We start from the raw sequence: 16,662 nt of genomic DNA, 5'->3' as shown, positions 1-16,662 counted from the left end.
GAAAGTGTCTCTCTTCCGGAATCAACGGACGTTGTGGTCATTGTGGTCACGGCTTAGCGTGTGGCGGGTGATGAAAGTGCTGGTAGTGGACGACGACTTCATGGTCGCCAAGCTGCACAGCCGCTATGTGGCCGCAGCCGAGGGGTTTCGGGTGGCGGGTGTGGCGCACAGCGGCGCCGAGGCTCTGCGTGCGGCTGAGCGGCTGCGGCCCGACCTGGTTCTGCTCGATATCTATCTGCCCGATATGGACGGGTTGACGGTGTTGCGCGAACTGCGGGCGGCGGAGGAACGCGACGAGTCGCGGGCGAGGGTGGACGCGCTGTTCATCACGGCTGCCCGGGACGCGGGGCTGGTGCGGGCGGCGCTGCGTGCGGGCGCGCTGCACTACCTGATCAAACCGTTCAACCAGGCTTCGCTGCAGGAGCAGTTGAGGCACATGGCGGCGATGCGATCGCGGTTCGAGCGGCTGGGGCAGGCGCGTCAGGAGGATGTGGATCAGATCTTCGGGGCCCGGCCGCCGGGCTCGCGCGGGCTGCCCAAGGGGCTCGCGGCGCATACGGCGGAGCTGGTGGAGCGGATTCTGCGGGAGCGGGGCGGCGATCTGTCGGCCACCGAGTGCGCGGAGGCGGGATCGCTGTCGCGAGTGAGCGCCCGGCGGTATCTGGAGTACTTCGTGGAGACGGGACGGGTGGAGGTGACCCTGCGGTACGGCGGCACGGGCCGCCCCGAGCGGCGGTATCGCCTGGTGGGCGGGGGCTGAGCGGCGAGCGCCGAGGGGCGGGGCGACGTCCGGCGGGCGGGCCCGGGCGGAGGGGCGCGGCGGCGGAGGGCCGAGGGGCGGGGGCTCGGCGGCTTCCGGGGCCGGTCGCCGGGCTGCGGGCTGCGGGCTGCGGCGACGGGGTCCGGCGCGTACGCCCGGATTCGCTTCCGCACACACGGGTGCGGGCGGGCGGCGGGGCGGGTCAGACCCGGCCGAGGTCCGCGCTGTTCCAGCGCTGCGGGCGCATGTGGATGATGACCTGCTCGCCCAGCTCCTTCTCCGCGAACTCGACATAGGAGGCGACCTTGCGGGCGGGCAGATAGCGGGCGGTGATCTCGACCAGTTCTCTTCGGGTCGCGGGAGTCGTCGCCACGACCGGCCCCTCGACGGACACGTACCGCACACTGGGCTCCAGCCGGTCCACCAGGATGGAGAAGCGGCCCGCCCGGGCGATGAGCCGCTCCTTGCGGGAGCCGAGGCCCGTCATGATCCAGATGTCGCGGCCCGGCGCGTACTGATACCAGACCGGCACCGTGAGCGGGGCCCGGTCGTCCTCCTCGGCGCTCACCGCCAGGGCCGCGATATGCGGTTCGGCGAGAAACTGCTGACGTTCTTCACGGGTCAGGGTCACGGATGACTCCTTCGCTCGGTCCGCCGGTTGTGCCGGTCCGGGCCCGGATCTGACGGACGGCCGGAAAGTGGTCGGCCGACGGGACGAAGTTACAGCTCCCGGGCCGACGGCACCTCCTACTTGACCGGTCCGCGGGCCGTCGGTTGACCGCTTTTGTCCGGTCGGGGGAAGCGGTGCGGCCGCGGGCGGACGGCGGCCCGGCGTCCCGGCCGGTCGCGGCGGGCGTCGAAGCCCGTCCGGACGCGGGCCCGAGCGGACGCCCGGGGGCGCTCCCGGGGCGGCCGGGGCGCGGGTCGCGGCCGGGCCGGAGCGGTGGCCGGGAAGCGCGGCCGGCCGACCGCCCCACCCGGTGGATCAGGCAGTACGTCCGTACTCCCGCCGCCCGGACCCCGGCTTCCGGGCGCGCCGGGCCGCGCCCCGGGAGCGGCGGACGACCGCCCGGTCCACGCGGACGCGGAACGCCTCGCCGGTACGCACCGGAGCGCGGCGCCGCCGACCGGCTCTCGGGCTGTGCGCGGGTAGGTGACGAACCGTCAAGAGTTGGCCGGGACGGGTTCATTCGATCGGGTGAGAGTGATCTCCGCGCGGCGCTGACGTCCGCGAGGCGTTCCGGCGAACGGGGGACCCGGGCGGGCCGCCGCGCGGCACATGGCCGGGACCCGTACGGCGGGGCGCGGCTCGCGCGCGTACACGCGCGCGGAAGCGCGGGGGCGGGGAGGTGCGCCGGCTCCGCGACCGCTCCCGCCCGTCGGCCGACGGCGCGACCCGCCCGGGCGCGGGCCCGGCCCGGCCCGGGGGGACGGGACCCGGCGCGGGGGATCCCGGCGGGGCGTACACGGCGCCGGGCGTCCGGGCCCGGGACGTACGCGGCGCGGGACGCCTCCGGGCGGGGCCGTCCGCGCGGGCCGCCGCGCCGCCGGCGTACCGCCCGGTCCGTTGACACGAGACACCCCGAGCCGCTCGGATCCGGACCCGCCCGAGGGCTCCCCGCACCCCGCGCACCGGCCCCCGCCGCCCCGGCCGCCGCCGACGCACCGTGACGCGCGGCATTACCTTCGCGAACGCTTCGGAATCGGATATGTCCCCCGTTGCCCGCGCCCCCGCCCCTTGTACGGATCGGCCCCCGCACCCCTCCCCCACCGCCGGGCCCCGGCGGCCGCCCAGGGGCCCGACCTGGGCGGGAACACCGTGCCCGGCGTACGCAGGCACCGGCGCGGGACGGCAGGGCCGAGCGGTCCGCACCCCGCCGGGGAGACCGTGCGGCGATCGCCCCGGAGCCGGGCGGGACGCGATGATCGACTCACGGAGAGTCACCGCCGGCCGCCTTCGCCGCCCCTCGGAGGGCTCTTCCTGAGCCCCCTCTTAGCGCTTCCTTAAAGCAAGGATAAGGATCAACCACCTGCCCTTCTCAGGGGCGATTTCGAGGAGGTGAACAGCTAACTTGGCGTTCGCCGGGGCCGGTTCGAACGACAGCACCGCAGACGGTCGGAGCCGCACCGTCTGTGTGGGCCGGCCCCGGATCCCCCCACCGCCCACTGAGGAGAACGTCAAGATGACCGCTCGCCGCAAGGTCGCCATGGTCGCCGCTCTCGCCGTCGCGCCCATCGCGCTGACGACCCTGACCGCCACGCCTGCCGCCGCCCACGGTTCGATGCAGGACCCGGTCAGCAGGATCTCGGCGTGTTTCGCCGAGGGCCCCGAGAGCCCCGACACGGCGGCGTGCAAGGCGCTGGTCGCCGCGGGCGGCACCCAGCCGCTCTACGACTGGAACGAGGTCAACATCGGCGACGCCGCGGGCCGTCACCGCCAGATCATCCCCGACGGCCAGCTGTGCAGCGTGGGCCGCGCCAAGTACAAGGGGCTCGACCTGCCCCGTACCGACTGGCCCACCACCAAGCTGGCCTCCGGCAACCACACCTTCCGCTGGCGCGCCACCGCCCCCCACCGGGGCACGATGGAGCTGTTCATCACCAAGCAGGGCTACGACGCGTCCAAGCCGCTGAAGTGGTCGGACCTGGAGGCGCAGCCCTTCGCCTCGATCCCCGACCCGACGCTGGTGAACGGCTCCTACGTCTTCGACGCCACCGTCCCCAAGCGCACGGGCCGCCACCTGATCTACTCGATCCTCCAGCGCTCGGACTCCCCCGAGGCGTTCTACACCTGCTCCGACGTGGTGATCGGCTCGGAGAGCGGCGGCGGCGCGCCGGTCGCGCAGGCCCCCTCCGAGGGTGAGATCAAGCAGGGCACGGAGAACTCGACGGTGGACCACGGCGGCCACGGCGGCGACACCTCGGCCGAGCAGAAGGCGAACGCCGAGCACGTCGCCCAGCAGACCACCGCGAAGGTCGCCCAGCAGGCGACGGCGAAGCAGGACGGCAACGCCGCCGAGGCCCAGGGCGGCTCCACCAAGGTCGCGGTCGGCGGCGAGAACCTCGCCGAGACCGGTGGCGACAGCAGCACCACGTACATCGCGATCGGCGGCGCGGCCGCCCTGGCGCTCGGCGCGGCCGCGATGTTCGGCACCGCCCGCCGCCGCGCGGCCACCGGCCGGAGCGGCCGCTGAACACGGCCTGAGCGAATGAACCGGTGATGATTGCGCGCGCCCGTCGGTCTCCGACGGGCGCGCGGGTCGTTTCCGCCCCGGCGCACGGGCCGCGCCGGGCCCGGCGTCAGCCATTCGGCCGCGTACCGCCTGCGTGACGGGCGACCGGCACGGAGCGTGGGGCCATGACGCGGACATCCAACGGCGCTCCCCCCGGCCCGCCCCCGGCGGACCGCGACGGGTCCCAGGGCTTTCTCGCCGAGGTCAAGGACGCGGTGAGCGTACGGGCCGCGGTGCTGGTCTTCGGGGTGCTGGCGCTTCAGCTCGCCTTCATCACCTCGTACATCGGGGCCTTCCACAAGCCCGAGCCGCACCGGATCCCGCTGGCCGTCGCCGCGCCGTCCGCGCGGACCGCCGAGCAGACCGCCGACCGGCTGTCGGCGCTGCCCGGCGATCCGCTCGATCCCCGTACGGCGGCGGACGAGGCGAGCGCGCGGCGGCAGATCGAGAACCGCGACGTCGACGGGGCGCTGATCGTCGTCCCCGGGGGCGCGCCCGACCGGCTGCTGGTCGCCAGCGCCTCGGGGGCCTCGCTGGCCGACGCCCTGGTGGAGACCGTGGGGCGGGCCGAGGAGGCGGAGGGGCGGTCGCTGGAGGTGGTGGACGTGGTCCCCGACGCCCCCGGCGACGCCCGCGGGCTGTCCTCGTTCTATCTGGTGGTCGGCTGGTGCGTCGGGGGCTATCTCTGTGCGGCGATCCTCGCGATCAGCGCGGGCGCGCGGCCGGCCAACATCCACCGGGCCCTGATCCGGCTGGGCGCGCTGCTGCTGTACTCGATCGTCACGGGGCTGCTGGGCGCGGTGATCGCGGGCCCGGTCCTGGACGCGCTGCCCGGGAGCGTGCCCGCCCTCTGGGGGCTGGGCTCGCTGCTGGTCTTCACCGTCGGGGCGATCACCCTCGCCCTCCAGGGGCTGGCGGGCATCGTCGGCATCGGGCTGGCGATCCTGCTGGTGGTGGTCCTCGGCAATCCGAGCGCGGGCGGGGCGTATCCGTATCCGCTGCTGCCGCCGTTCTGGCGGGAGATCGGCCCGGCGCTGCCGCCGGGCGCGGGCACCTTCGCGGCGCGGTCGATCGCGTACTTCCGGGGCAATGGCGCGGGCGGGCCGATGCTGGTGCTGGCCGGGTGGTCGGTGGCGGGCGCGCTGATCACGGCGGTGTGCGCGCTGCGGCGGGACGCGCCCTCCCCGGCGGACGCGCCGGAGTCCGGCCCGCCGTCGGCGGCGGGCCGGACCGATGGGTGAGGCGGTCAGCCGATCTGCGCGCCGACGGCCCGGAGCACCTCCGGCACGGGCTGGAAGAAGGTCGTGCCGCCCGAGGAGCAGTTGCCGCTGCCGCCCGAGGTGAGGCCGACGGCGGACTCGCCGGAGAAGAGCGAGCCGCCGCTGTCGCCGGGCTCGGCGCAGACGTCGGTCTGGATCAGACCGTTGACGATGTCGCCGTTGCCGTAGTTCACCGTGGCGTCGAGGCCGGTGACCGTGCCCTCGTGGAGCTGGGTGGTGGAGCCGCTGCGCTGCACCGGCATGCCCACGGTGGCGTCGGCCGCGCGGGTGATCCGCTGCGCGGAGCCGTCGTGGAGGTCGACCTCGCTCGGCTGGGCGCCGGCGGAGCCGTACTTGACCAGCGCGTAGTCGTTGCCGGGGAAGCTGGAGACGGTCATCTGCCCGACCGGTGCGCCGCCGGCCGTCGCGGACCACTGGCTGCCGGTCGCGCCGCAGTGTCCGGCGGTGATGAAGTGCGGCTGACCGCCCTTGACCACGTTGAAGCCGAGCGAGCAGCGTCCGCCGCCGGAGTGGATGGCGTCGCCGCCGACGAGGTACGGGGTGAAGGCGCCGGCCGACTTCTTCAGCTCGGCCCGGTCGCCGAGGCTCCTGACCACGGTGTCGAGCCGGGCGAGTTCGGCGTCCGTCACCGTGCGGTCGGCGGTGACGACGACCTTGTTGGCGACGGGGTCGACGGCCCAAGAGGTGCCGGGTATCGCGGCCCGGTCGGCGAGGGTCTTCCGGGCGCCGTCCAGCTCGTCGGCGGTGTTCGCCACGATCCGGGCCCGGGCGCCCTCCTCGCGGACGGTGTCGGCGGCCTTCCGGTCGACGACATTGACCACCAGGGTCCTGGCGCCGGCGTCGTAGTGCGCGCCGGCCGCGCTGTCGCCGAGCCGGCCGCCGAGGGCGGTGGCGAGATCGCCGGCCGCGCTCGCGGAGAGTTTCTTCGTCGCGGGAGGCGCGTCGTTGTCCGTGGCGACGGCGCTCTGCACGGTGAGTCCGCCGACCGCCAGTGCGAGGACGGCGCCGCCGGCCAGCAGTGCTTTTCCGCCCGAGTTTCGTCGGTGCTTCACCTGGGACCTCCTGTGGGGGCCGTGTCCGGGCGGTGGGGTGCCGGAGGGACACGGAGGATGGGCCGCCCACTATTTCGGGGCCGACAGCGGGCACACAAGGACGGTTTCAGAACGGGCACACGACAACGCGGGGGCGTTCACCGCTTCTTCACCGCATACGTACGGCGCTTTGGCGGTAATTCCGGAAAGACGGCGTGAGCAGGCCCGGTCAGCGACCCGATTGGGTAGACGTCAGGGGGTGGGAATGCCTGAGGCTCAGACACCGGTGCATGGGGCACGGACAACGAAGGGAGCCGGCGTGCGACATCGGGTGCACGCGGGGGACGGGCGGCATCTGATGGTGGAGCGGCTGGGGGATCCGCGCGGCAGGCCGGTCTTTCTGCTGCACGGCACGCCCGGCAGCCGGCTGGGGCCCGCGCCGCGCGGCATGGTGCTCTATCAGCGGCGCACCCAGCTGATCGCCTACGACCGTCCCGGGTACGGAGGTTCGGACCGGCTGGCCGGGCGCAGTGTGGTCGATGTGGCCCAGGACGTCCGGGCCATCGCCGATGAGCTGGGACTCGACCGGTTCGCGGTGGTGGGGCGCTCGGGCGGGGCGCCGCACGCGCTGGCCTGTGCCGCGCTGATGCCGGAGCGGGTCACCCGGACCGCCGCGCTGGTGACGCTCGCGCCCCGGGACGCGGTCGGACTGGACTGGTTCGAGGGGATGGCGGCCTCCAATGTCATGGAGTTCACTTTCGCCTCGGACAATCCGGCGGTCCTCACCGAACGGTTCATTCTCCGTTCCGCGGAGATCAGGAAGGACCCCGTCAAACTCCTCAATGATCTGCGCCGGGAGCTGACGGAATCGGATCGGATGGTGGTGGCCGACGCAGGCGTCCGTTCGATGCTGCTGCGTAATTATCAGGAGGCGCTGCGGACATCGGCATACGGCTGGATCGATGACGCGCTCGCGTTCTGCAGCCCGTGGGGATTCGATCCGGCGGACATCAAGGGACCGGTGATGCTCTGGCACGGTGAGAAGGACGTGTTCTCACCCGTGGGGCATTCCCGCTGGCTCGCCCAGCGCATTCCGGGCGCGACGGCGGTGCTGGAGCCGGCGGCGGCGCACTTCGACGCGCTGCACGCGCTCCCCCGGGTGCTGACCTGGCTGCTGGACGACTGACGGCCGGGGGCCCGGGCCGGGGCTTGGTCCGGGTCCGGGTCCGGGTCCGGGACCTGGCCAGGGTCTGGGTCCTGCTCCTGCTCCTGCTCCTGCTCCCGGCCCGGTCTCCGCCCGGCCTCGGCGGGCGGAGACCGGCCGGTCAGACCGCCAGCGGCTCCAGGTCCCGGTGCGCCCTGCGCTCGTCCCGGGCGATTCTGGTGAGGGCGTGCTCCTCGCCGAGCTGGCGTACGAGTTCGGCCACCGTCTCCGCGCGCAGCCGGGCCGCCTCGTCCTTGCGTCCGAGCGCGCCGAGGGACACGGCGAGGTTGGACGCGACGCCGAGGACCTCGGGGTGGTGCGGTCCGAGGACCTCGCGCAGCCGGGCCACCGACCGCTGCTCGATCTCCAGCGCCTCGGCCGTGCTGCCCAGGTCCGCCAGGGCGTTGGCCAGGTTGATCGTGCTGTAGAGGAAGTGGGGGTGGCTCTCGCCGAGCACCTCCCGCATCACGGCGCTCACCCCCGACAGCAGCGCTTCCGCCTTCTCCGGGTCGCCGCAGCCCCACTCGAAGATGCCCAGGTTGTTGATGGCGGCCAGGGTGTACGGATGCCGCTCGCCCGGCACCATCATGTACTGGTCCACCACCTCCTGGGCGAGGTCGCGCGCCGCGACCGGCTCGCCCGCCGCGAACAGGTCGGCGGCGAGGTTGAGGTCGCAGGCGAGCGAGTCGGGGTTGGCCGAGCTGTAGCGGGCCCGGTAGCGGTTGCGGGTGGCGGTGGTGAGCCGGCGGGCGTCCTCCAGCCGGCCGGCCCGGCGCAGGGAGACGGCCAGGCTCTTGGCCGCGGCCAGGGTGCCGGGGAAGGTCCGGCCCAGCTGCTCCTTGTACAGCTCGTAGGTGCGGCTGAGCAGGATCACCGATTCCTCGTACCGTCCCACCTCGCGCAGGTCGCGGGAGAGCGAGGCCGCCGAGGAGAGGGTGTAGGGATGGTTCGGGCCGTGGACCTCGGTGCGCCGGTCGAAGACGTCCTGGTCGATCTCGCGGGCCCGGGAGTACTGGCCGACCATGCGCAGATTGAGCGCCAGGTTGTTGGCGGCGGCCAGGGTGCGGGGGTGCGACTCGTGGAAGATCTGGCTGAACCCGTTGTGGGCCTCGCGGGCGAGTTCCATCGCCCTGGTGTACTGGCCGAGGGTGCCCAGGTCCATCGCGAGTCCGCTGGTGGTCATGTAGGTGTGCGGATGGGTGGGGCCGAGGACGGCCCGCTGGCGTTCCAGGGTCTTCTCGTCCAGCTCCCTGGCCTCTTTGTAGCGGCCCTGGGAGCGGTAGAGGTTGGAGATGTGGAAGCAGAGGTAGAGGTATTGGAGGTCGTCGGTGCCGAGCATGGTGCGCCAGGTCTCGCGGGCCTCGTCGGCGACGGACCGGGCGGTGACCCAGTCGCCGCGCTTCCAGAGGTAGCGCACCCGGTCGATGAGGAGTCTGCGGGTCTCGGGCTCGGTGCAGTTCCGCGCCTCCGAGGTGGTCAGATGCGGCCAGATGGTGGCGAACCGCTCCCAGGTGGCGGGATTGTCGATGGGTTCGTCGTCGTCGGGCCGGGCGCCGGCGAGGACCCGGTGGACGGCGTGCCGGGCGTCGCGCTGCTCCTGTTCGGTGAGCTGGGCCCGGATGACGGCCTGCACCAGCCGGTGCACCTGGATGCTGTTGTTGACCTGGTCGACCTTGGCGAGGGCGAACCGGCCGATCTCCCGGATGACCCGGCCGAGCACCAGCTTCTCCTGGAGGGAGGCGTCGTACGGCTTGAGCGCGTCGATCATCTCCTTGCTGTAGAGGAGATTGGCGGAGATGGGCTCGGGGGCGAAGAAGGCGCAGAGCTGGAGCAGGCGGACGGCGGCCGGTGAGCGCTCCTTGAGCTTCTCGATGGAGACGTTCCAGGTCGCGGCGACCGGCTCGGGGTAGCCCGCGGGCTGGTTGAGCGCGAGGACGCTGGTGGCCTGCTCCCGGAGCCGTTCCAGATAGTCGGTGACCGGGGTGGCGGTCTCCGCGATCCAGGCGGCGGCCTGTTCGACGGCGAGCGGCAGGTCTCCGACGGCGGTGGCGACCTGGTCGGCGTCGGCGGCCGTCAGTCCGCGGGCCCGGCGCTGGAGGTGTTCGACGGACTCCTCGCGGGTGAAGACGTCGATGGGGAGCGCGTCGCCGTACTGGGACCAGGTCTGGTTCCTGGAGGTGACCAGGATGTGCCCGGGGCCCTGCGGCGGGAAGAACTGCTTGAGCTGCTCGGGGTCGTCGGCGTTGTCGAAGACCAGCAGCCAGCGGGAGTGCGGCACGCCCCGGCGCAGCAGGTCGACGGCTTCCCGGGAGGCCGCCGTCATGTCCTCGCCGACCTGGGCGCCGAGACGGGCGGCGAGTTCGGCGAGCCCTTCCTTGACGTCGTCGGGCTTCTCCGCCGACATCCACCACACGAGGTCGTAGTCGGCCATGAAGCGGTGGACGTACTCGGTGGCGACCTGGGTCTTGCCGACGCCGCCGAGTCCGTACAGGGTCTGCGGCTGGGGCAGGACCGCGGCCACCGACATACCGCCGCCGAGCCGGTCGCGCATCTGCTCCAGGGCGATCGAGCGGCCGGTGAAGCCGGGGTTGCGGGGCGGCGCGTTCCAGATCTTGGGCACGGTGCCGGGGAAGCGCGGGCCGGGCGAGCCGCTGTCGGGCAGCTGTACGGGGCGTTCCAGGGCGCGCAGCAGGGCGCTGGTGGCCTGGACCTCGTCCAGGCGGAAGAGGTCGATCGGATTGCGGTCGATGGCGGGGGTGGTGAGGCGGACGTCGCCCACCCGGACGGGCAGCAGATGGTGGCGGACTCCGCCGGAGTCCTCGGCGAAGGAGCGCTGCCAGAGGCTCATCGCCCGCGGGGACTTGAGATAGGCGCTGGAGAGCAGGACGACGGTGCGGGCCGCGTTCTCGGCGATCTGGCGGTCGTCGGAGGTCTCGCGCTCCAGGGAGACGTCGCGGGGGACGACCCGGAATCCGGCCCGGGTGAGCAGGGATTCGATCCAGTCGGCCCACATCCGGTTCTCGGCGACGTAGCTGAGGAAGAGGTCGGCGGGCAGCGCGGGGCGGCGGCGGGTGAAGGCGTCCTTGATCCGGAGCCGGATCTCGTCGCCGACGGCCGGCATCGAGGTGACCTGCTGTTCGGTGATGACGGCGGCGAGCCGTTCGAAGGCGGAGAGCAGGGAGTTGGTCAGTCCGGTTTCGTCGCCGAAGGTGGCGAGGGTCTCCTCGTAGGCGTAGTAGGGCCGGTACGGGATCTCGACCGCGCCCCAGTACGAGGTCAGCTCGTCGCCGGTGAGTCCGGTGGGGAAGCGGTCGAACTTGACCCGGGCCAGCGCGCGTCCGGCGTCCGCCTTCTCCTTCTCGCCCTCGTCGATCCGCATCGGGACGGGGTAGATCCTGATGCCGCGCCCGCCGTAGCGCTCGTCGATCTGGCGGGCGACGGAGGCCGCGCCGTCGATGGACTGGTCGCTGAGGGTGAAGCAGTCGACGAGGATGTCGGGGAGGTGGACGGTGCAGATGTCCGCGATGTCGCTGAGTCCGGTGCGGCTGTCGATGAGGACGTAGTCGTACGCGGCCTTCATGTCGTCGCGCAGCGCGTCGAAGAAGAGCCCGCCGCCGAGCCGGTCGTAGAAGTTGTCCCAGTCGAAGGTGGAGACGGTGGCGGAGTACTCGCGGTTCTGGCGGCCCGCGGAGACGAAGTCGAGGGTGCCCTTGCCGGGGAACTCCCAGCCGAGGTTCTCCGGGGAGAGGGAGACGGCGTGCGGCTGGATACGCGCGTAGTCCACGTGCCAGTCGTCGCGCCGGCCGGTGTCGGGGGTGATGGCGGCCCAGGCGTACTCGGTGATCAGATCGATGACCCCGGTGGTCGCGCCGAGCGTGGAGGGATCGAGGAAGGGGTGGAAGAAGCGGTGCAGTCCGGGGGCTTCCAGGTCCCAGTCGACCGCCAGGACCCGCTTGCCGTTGGAGGCGAGGATCCAGGCGGTGTTGGCCAGGGCCATGGTGCGGCCCGTGCCTCCCTTGTACGAGTAGAAGGTGACGATGCGTCCGTCACGACTGGCCGTCATCCGTGTCCTCCGCATCGGGGTCTGTGCCACGTGTGTGGGTGGAGCGGGGGTGGAGCGCGCCCCGGTCGTCCCGTGAGCGGTGCTCGCCGGGTCCGTAGCCGGGGGCGTGGGCGCCGGCCGGGCCGGGTGCGCCCGGCGCCGGGCCGGGGACGCCCATCGGGCCGCTGAGCCGGAATCGGGTGGGCCGGACGGCGCCGGGGGGCGGGGCGGGCGGGAAGACGGCGGCGTGCCGCAGATACTCCTGGGCCGCCGACTCCACGACCTGGGGCAGTATCTGGCCGAAGGCCTCCATGCTGAAGACGCCCCGGGCGGCGAGCCGGCAGGCGGGGCGGCCCTGGCTCATCTGGCGCGGCATGGTGCGTTCCAGTTTCCTCACCAGCTGGGCCTCGGAGAGTCTGCTCTGCGGATCGTCCCGGTTCCAGGCGACGACGAGGCTGACCCAGGGGCGCGGTTCGGCGTCGAAGGCCGCGAGCCGGGCGCAGCGGTCGTCGTCCTCCAGGGCCCAGCGGTCCACGAGCAGTATCTCGGGCCTGGCCGGCGGCTGGTCCGGTTCGGGCGGCGCCTCGTGGTCGAAGGAGGAGACGGTGGCCTGGTAGTTGAGGGAGCGGACGAGGTCCTGGGCGACATAGGCGAGCGGTCGGGCCGAGTCGGGGTGGTACGGATTCCAGTCCTGGGACTGTTTTCCGTAGTAGTCGGGGGCCCGGCCCTCGGGGAGGTCGTGGCGGGTGGGCGCGGCTATGGTCAGATGCATGGGGCGGGGTCCGCCGCTGGGCTTGCCGAAGGCGCTGGGCGCGTGCCGGTAGTCGACGGGGCTGCCGGAGGTGACCCGGGTGGTGTCGGCGACGCTGACGATGCGTTTGGCCAGCTCGTAGACGGCGGCCTCGTACTCCTCGGCGAACCGGCGGAGTTTGATGAGGCCGTAGAGGCCGTCGGTGACATAGCGGTCGCCGAGGGCGCCGTGGTTGAACTGGAGGCGCTCGGCGGGGCCGGGCAGCTGTTCGGGGGGCACCGGGACCCAGAGGGCGGGCACGATGGCCTCGGCCGAGCGGTTGCTCTTCGCCTGGTGGTAGATCGCCCGCTGGGCGAAGGCGTACCACTCCTTGCCGCACATCTCGCTGGCGAAGTAGCGGGGCGAGAAGAGCGGCACGAAGACACGGCAGGTGGAGAGCACCTCTCCGAGCCGCTCCGACCAGCCCTCGCCGGAGCGTATCTCCCGGTCCATGAACCCGGCCGGGGATCCGGCCGGCAGATCGGTCAGGGCCAGCACATGACCGCACAGATCCCTGAACAGCCGCTCCACCCACATGTCCGGGTCCGGTCCCCCCACCCCGTACCGCGGTGTGTGCGCGTAGCTCAAGAAGAAGTACGGCCGGTGGTCCGGCGTACGCTGCGCTGTTTCCGACACACGACCCCCGTCCTGTGTGAACACCCGCCTTCGCACCCTGTATCGACGCGAGACAAGAGCGAATTAATCATTCCGGAGCACGACACGCTCCATCCCCCCGCTATTCAGTCATATCAACGCCGCTTTTCGGTCATCCAGGCCACCGCGTGATCGACTGCCGCTCTGAGTGAGAACAACCGCGCGGTTCCGCCTCCCAGCTGCCCCTTCTGTTCCATGCCCCAGGTGAACGCCGCGCCGATCGCGTCGAAATCGCTCTCGTCCAGCCGGACGTCCTCGTACTCCGTCCATTTCTTACCCGCGTCGGGGCACAGAACTACACAACGGTACGACCTGAGGGGCGCATTGGTCCGGTACTCGGCGAGATGAAAGGCGGTGCAGACGTCGAAATCGACATTGATCATCAGAACTCGCGCCGAGGTGCGGTAGAGAGCGCCGAGCGGGGAGTTCTCACCGAGGTGGGAGGAGAGGGGGTGACACGAGAGCAATTCCCCGGCGCGGCGGCCGACGGCCGCGAACGAGGTCTGCGGATGGGTGCTGCGGACGGCTCCCGGGGCGGTGCGGACGGACTCGGCGAGCCGGCCCATGCCCTGGCTCGGTGTGGCGGCGGGGTCGAAGGCGGGCATGGCCCGCCGGAAGGCGGCGGCCTCCGCGGGCATCAGACCGGCCACCCGGGCGCGGTGGGCGTCGGAGGTGTCGGAGTTGGCCTCGGTGAAGGCGGGGACGACCAGGGTGCCGTCCGGGCCCAGTACGTCGAGGAGCGCGTCCCTGAGGGTGTCGGCGTCGAGCCCGGCGCCCCGCAGGGAGGCGTGCGCCAACAGCGTGTCGCCCGGCTCGACGCCCAGCTCCCGCAGGGACCGCGTCAGCCGCTCACGCTCCCGGGGGGCCGCGCGCCCGGTCTCAGCCACGGCGGGGGGCGGGGGGCGCGGACGACGTGACGGGGGGCGCCGCGATCGGGGCGGACACGGCGGCTCCGGCGACCTCCCGGGCCGCGGAGGTCCCGGAGGCCCGGGTGGACACGGCGGTCGGGGCGGACACGGCGGGCCCCTCGGCGCGGAAGGCCCCCGAGGTCTCCGCGTACCCCTTCAGCTCCGTGCGCAGCTCCTCCAGCAGCCGCCGCCCGGCGACCGCCAGTTCCGGCGCGCTCTCCAGCGTCTTCAGCGCGCGTACGGCCTGGTGCGCGCCCTCGGGGTCGAAGGGCGCGAGCCCCGCCCGCTCGCAGACTCCCGCCAGCAGTTCGGACACCGGAACCTCCCCCTCCTGCCAGGGCGCCGGATGACGCCACCAGCCGTCCTGCGCGTAGAGATCACTGACGTCGAGCAGAGCGTCCAGCCGGGCGCGCCGGAAGCCGCGCAGCAGCGCGACCGCCAGCTCCCGGGCGTCGTCGGGCAGGGCGAGGCCCAGCGCGCCGTAGCCGTGCCCGCGCACGGCGGGATCGGCGGCGGGGGCGGCGTACGGCCGGTGCGGCGGGGTATCCGCCGGGGTCAGGGTGGTCAGCGGGGTCAGGGCGGTGAGCGGGGTCAGCGTGGTGAGCGCCCCGGCCGCCTCGGCCGCCTGCTCGGGGGCCCTCTCGCGCAGCAGCGCCCACGCCTCGGTCAGCAGCCGGTCCCAGCGGTCCGCCTCGGCGGCGTCCAGCCTCGGCCGTACGGGGGCGGCGAAGCAGTCCCGGTGGTCGTCGAGGTCGTCCAGCCGCAGCCGGGGCGTCCCGTCGCGGCCGCCGATGACGCGTACGGGCAGCCAGTCGGCGGTCTCCGTGTCCAGCGGGACGTCCCGGGCCGGCCGGCCGTCCGCCGTCACGGCGAAGCCGCCCGGCCGGGCGTGGACGACGGCCTCGCCGCCGGCGCCGGGCGGACCGAGGCGGAGCCGGCCGAGGCCGGGCAGCGGGAGCACCCCGTTCTCGTAGCGGACGCGGACCGGGGCCGGGTCGCCCGCGGTGATCAGGGCGGCGGCGATCAGGGCGGGCAGCCGCAGGGCCTCGCCGACGGCCCCGGGCCGGCCGGCGGCGAGCGCGGTGAGGGTCCGGCGGAGCCAGGTCTGGGTGTAGGGGTGGCCGAGGAGGGCGTCGAGCGCGGCCCCGCCGGCGTCGAGGCCGAGGGCGAGCCGCCAGGCCCGGTCCCACAGCTCGCCGCCGCGCCCGGCCAGTTCGCTGTGGAGCGAGGCGAGCAGGGTGAGGGTGAGGTCCTGGTGTTCGGCGAGGAGGGCGGCGGGTTCGCCGACGGCGCGGGGCGTGAGGGCGGCGGACGCGCGCTGTTCGACGCCGCGGATCAGGGCTTCGAGGTCGCCGCAGTAGACGGAGGTGTTGTCGAAGCCCCGCGACTCGCTGTAGCGGTGGGTGTAGAGGCCGCCGCCGCAGGAGCGGACGACGGGGCAGGTGCGGCAGGTCTCGCCGACCCCGGCCAGGCCGAGCTGGCGGGCCCGGACCCCGGGGTGGCGGGCCACCTCGTCGAAGGGGTGGGCGAAGACGTCGAAGCCGGTGGCGGCGGCGCCGTCGTAGGCGCTCTTCAGGGAGTCGACCTGCTCCAGGGATCCGTCGGTCTCCACGACGACCAGATCGGTGGGGGCCAGACCGAGGGACTCGGTGAGACCGGGGCCGCCGGTGAGGGTGGAGTGCACCGAGGCGAAGAGCCGGACCGGGACCCGGCGGCCGCCGGCGTCCCAGCGGTCGTAGACGGCGAGCAGCCAGTCGGCGTACGCGGTGGGCGATCCGTCGGGGCGGGGCGGCGGGGTCTCCCAGGTGGCGTGCGGCAGCAGGAAGTCGACGAGCGGCGGGTCCAGTTCGGCGAGCGCGTCGTACACGGCGACGGGGTCGTTGGCGATGTCGACCGTGCAGAGCAGACCGAGGTAGAGGTGGCGGTAGCGCTCCTCGTTCAGCAGCCGGACGGCCCGCAGGACGAGCGGGTGGCTGGTGCGTCCGTCGGCGAATCTGCGGTGCCGGTCGTTGGCCGCGCGGTCGCCGTCGAGGGAGATGCCGACCTTGACGCCGAACTCGTCGAACAGATCGAGATAGCGCGGGCCGAGCTGCACCCCGTTGGTGTGGATCCGCAGGTCCAGCGCGGCGACGCCGTCGAGCGCGGCGGTCAGCTCCTCGCACACCCGGCGCAGCCGGGCGGGGCCCGCCAGCAGAGGCTCCCCTCCGTGCAGGATCACTGACACGGAGGGCAGGGCATGGCTCTTGGCATGCTCGGCCAGTCGCAGAGCTGTCCAGGAAATCGCCTCGTCGGTGATTGCCTTGGGGCGGTTACGCCAGCTGTGATCGGCGTGTTCGTAGATATAGCAGTGGTCACATGCAAGATCACATCTGCTGTGAACCTTCAGCACGATCTCGCGGAACGGGACCAGCGGTCCTTTCATTCCGCCATTCTAGGGCCAGACTAGAGCGCGGAGTTGAACGTGGAGGTGGTGACGGTGCGCTCGCCCGCGACGGGGAGAACCCGTGCGAGCCTCTTGGCGGCCTCTGTGCCCCGGACGTCGATCTGCGCCAGGGAGACTCGGTTCTTCTTCGCGGCGGCGAAGCTCGGGGTGGTGTGAATCGTCATGGGGGCCGTCCTTGTTCTGGTGTCCTAGCGCTGTTCACCACGCACCATTGCGGTGGTGGCGGCACGACTTTACTCTCATGGCCACTGTCGGCAACTCGCTCGGGGACAGGGAACAAAAGAGTTTCGTCACATTCTCACAGGCGGGTCCGGAAC

At 72.9% G+C, this 16,662-nt stretch carries 11 protein-coding genes; 4 read left to right on the top strand and 7 right to left on the bottom strand.

Going from position 1 to position 16,662, the window contains the following annotated elements; translation table 11 throughout:
* Positions 1–70 precede the first annotated feature (70 nt).
* Positions 71–760, top strand: coding sequence for a response regulator (locus ACF089_RS02600; RefSeq protein WP_392020761.1), 690 nt, complete (start codon positions 71–73; stop codon positions 758–760).
* Between the two features lie 202 nt (positions 761–962).
* Here the strand turns inward: ACF089_RS02600 and ACF089_RS02595 are convergent, their stop codons facing one another.
* Entirely contained in the window at positions 963–1,391 is a 429-nt protein-coding gene (locus tag ACF089_RS02595; protein ID WP_392020759.1) for a pyridoxamine 5'-phosphate oxidase family protein, read from the bottom strand.
* 1,552 nt (positions 1,392–2,943) lie between these two features.
* On the opposite strand from ACF089_RS02595, the gene ACF089_RS02590 reads away from it, so the two are divergent.
* On the top strand, positions 2,944–3,954 hold the full coding sequence (locus ACF089_RS02590) for a lytic polysaccharide monooxygenase (protein ID WP_392020757.1): 1,011 nt from the start codon (positions 2,944–2,946) through the stop codon (positions 3,952–3,954).
* Between the two features lie 164 nt (positions 3,955–4,118).
* The gene (locus ACF089_RS02585) at positions 4,119–5,234 is read left to right on the top strand and encodes a DUF3533 domain-containing protein (RefSeq protein WP_392020754.1); all 1,116 of its coding nucleotides are present in this window, start codon (positions 4,119–4,121) and stop codon (positions 5,232–5,234) included.
* 5 nt (positions 5,235–5,239) lie between these two features.
* On the opposite strand, the gene ACF089_RS02580 is transcribed toward ACF089_RS02585, so the two are convergent.
* Positions 5,240–6,325: a S1 family peptidase gene (locus tag ACF089_RS02580; RefSeq protein ID WP_392020751.1), complete on the bottom strand. Its 1,086-nt coding sequence runs from the start codon at positions 6,323–6,325 to the stop codon at positions 5,240–5,242.
* A gap of 298 nt (positions 6,326–6,623) precedes the next feature.
* Between ACF089_RS02580 and ACF089_RS02575 the strand changes: the two genes are divergently transcribed.
* Positions 6,624–7,490 (top strand): alpha/beta fold hydrolase, encoded by an 867-nt coding sequence (locus tag ACF089_RS02575; RefSeq protein WP_392020748.1) that lies wholly within the window; start codon positions 6,624–6,626, stop codon positions 7,488–7,490.
* A 139-nt stretch (positions 7,491–7,629) separates the two neighbouring features.
* Here ACF089_RS02575 and fxsT read toward each other — a convergent pair whose 3' ends face one another.
* The 5 genes from fxsT to fxsA form a co-directional block, all read right to left on the bottom strand.
* Entirely contained in the window at positions 7,630–11,571 is a 3,942-nt protein-coding gene (gene fxsT, locus ACF089_RS02570; protein ID WP_392020745.1) for an FxSxx-COOH system tetratricopeptide repeat protein, read from the bottom strand.
* A complete protein-coding gene (locus ACF089_RS02565; RefSeq protein ID WP_392020742.1) occupies positions 11,555–12,976 on the bottom strand; it encodes a TIR-like protein FxsC in 1,422 nt (473 codons plus the stop codon). Before ACF089_RS02565 ends, fxsT begins: the two co-directional genes overlap by 17 nt.
* Positions 12,977–13,089: 113 nt before the next feature.
* Complete coding sequence (locus ACF089_RS02560; RefSeq protein ID WP_392020739.1) at positions 13,090–13,881, bottom strand: aminoglycoside N(3)-acetyltransferase; 792 nt, start codon at positions 13,879–13,881, stop codon at positions 13,090–13,092.
* Positions 13,874–16,324, bottom strand: a complete 2,451-nt coding sequence (fxsBH, locus tag ACF089_RS02555) for a radical SAM/SPASM protein FxsBH, inactivated beta-hydroxylase extension form (protein WP_392020736.1) — start codon at positions 16,322–16,324, stop codon at positions 13,874–13,876. The genes ACF089_RS02560 and fxsBH overlap by 8 nt, the downstream gene beginning before the upstream one ends.
* A gap of 20 nt (positions 16,325–16,344) precedes the next feature.
* Complete coding sequence (gene fxsA, locus ACF089_RS02550) at positions 16,345–16,509, bottom strand: FxSxx-COOH cyclophane-containing RiPP peptide (protein ID WP_392020733.1); 165 nt, start codon at positions 16,507–16,509, stop codon at positions 16,345–16,347.
* Between the last annotated feature and the right edge of the window lie 153 nt (positions 16,510–16,662).

Source organism: Streptomyces sp. NPDC014894 (assembly GCF_043080985.1).
Lineage (GTDB): Bacteria > Actinomycetota > Actinomycetes > Streptomycetales > Streptomycetaceae > Streptomyces.
Note: the sequence above shows the minus strand (reverse complement) of the source record. Positions and strands in the feature narration are given on the sequence as shown.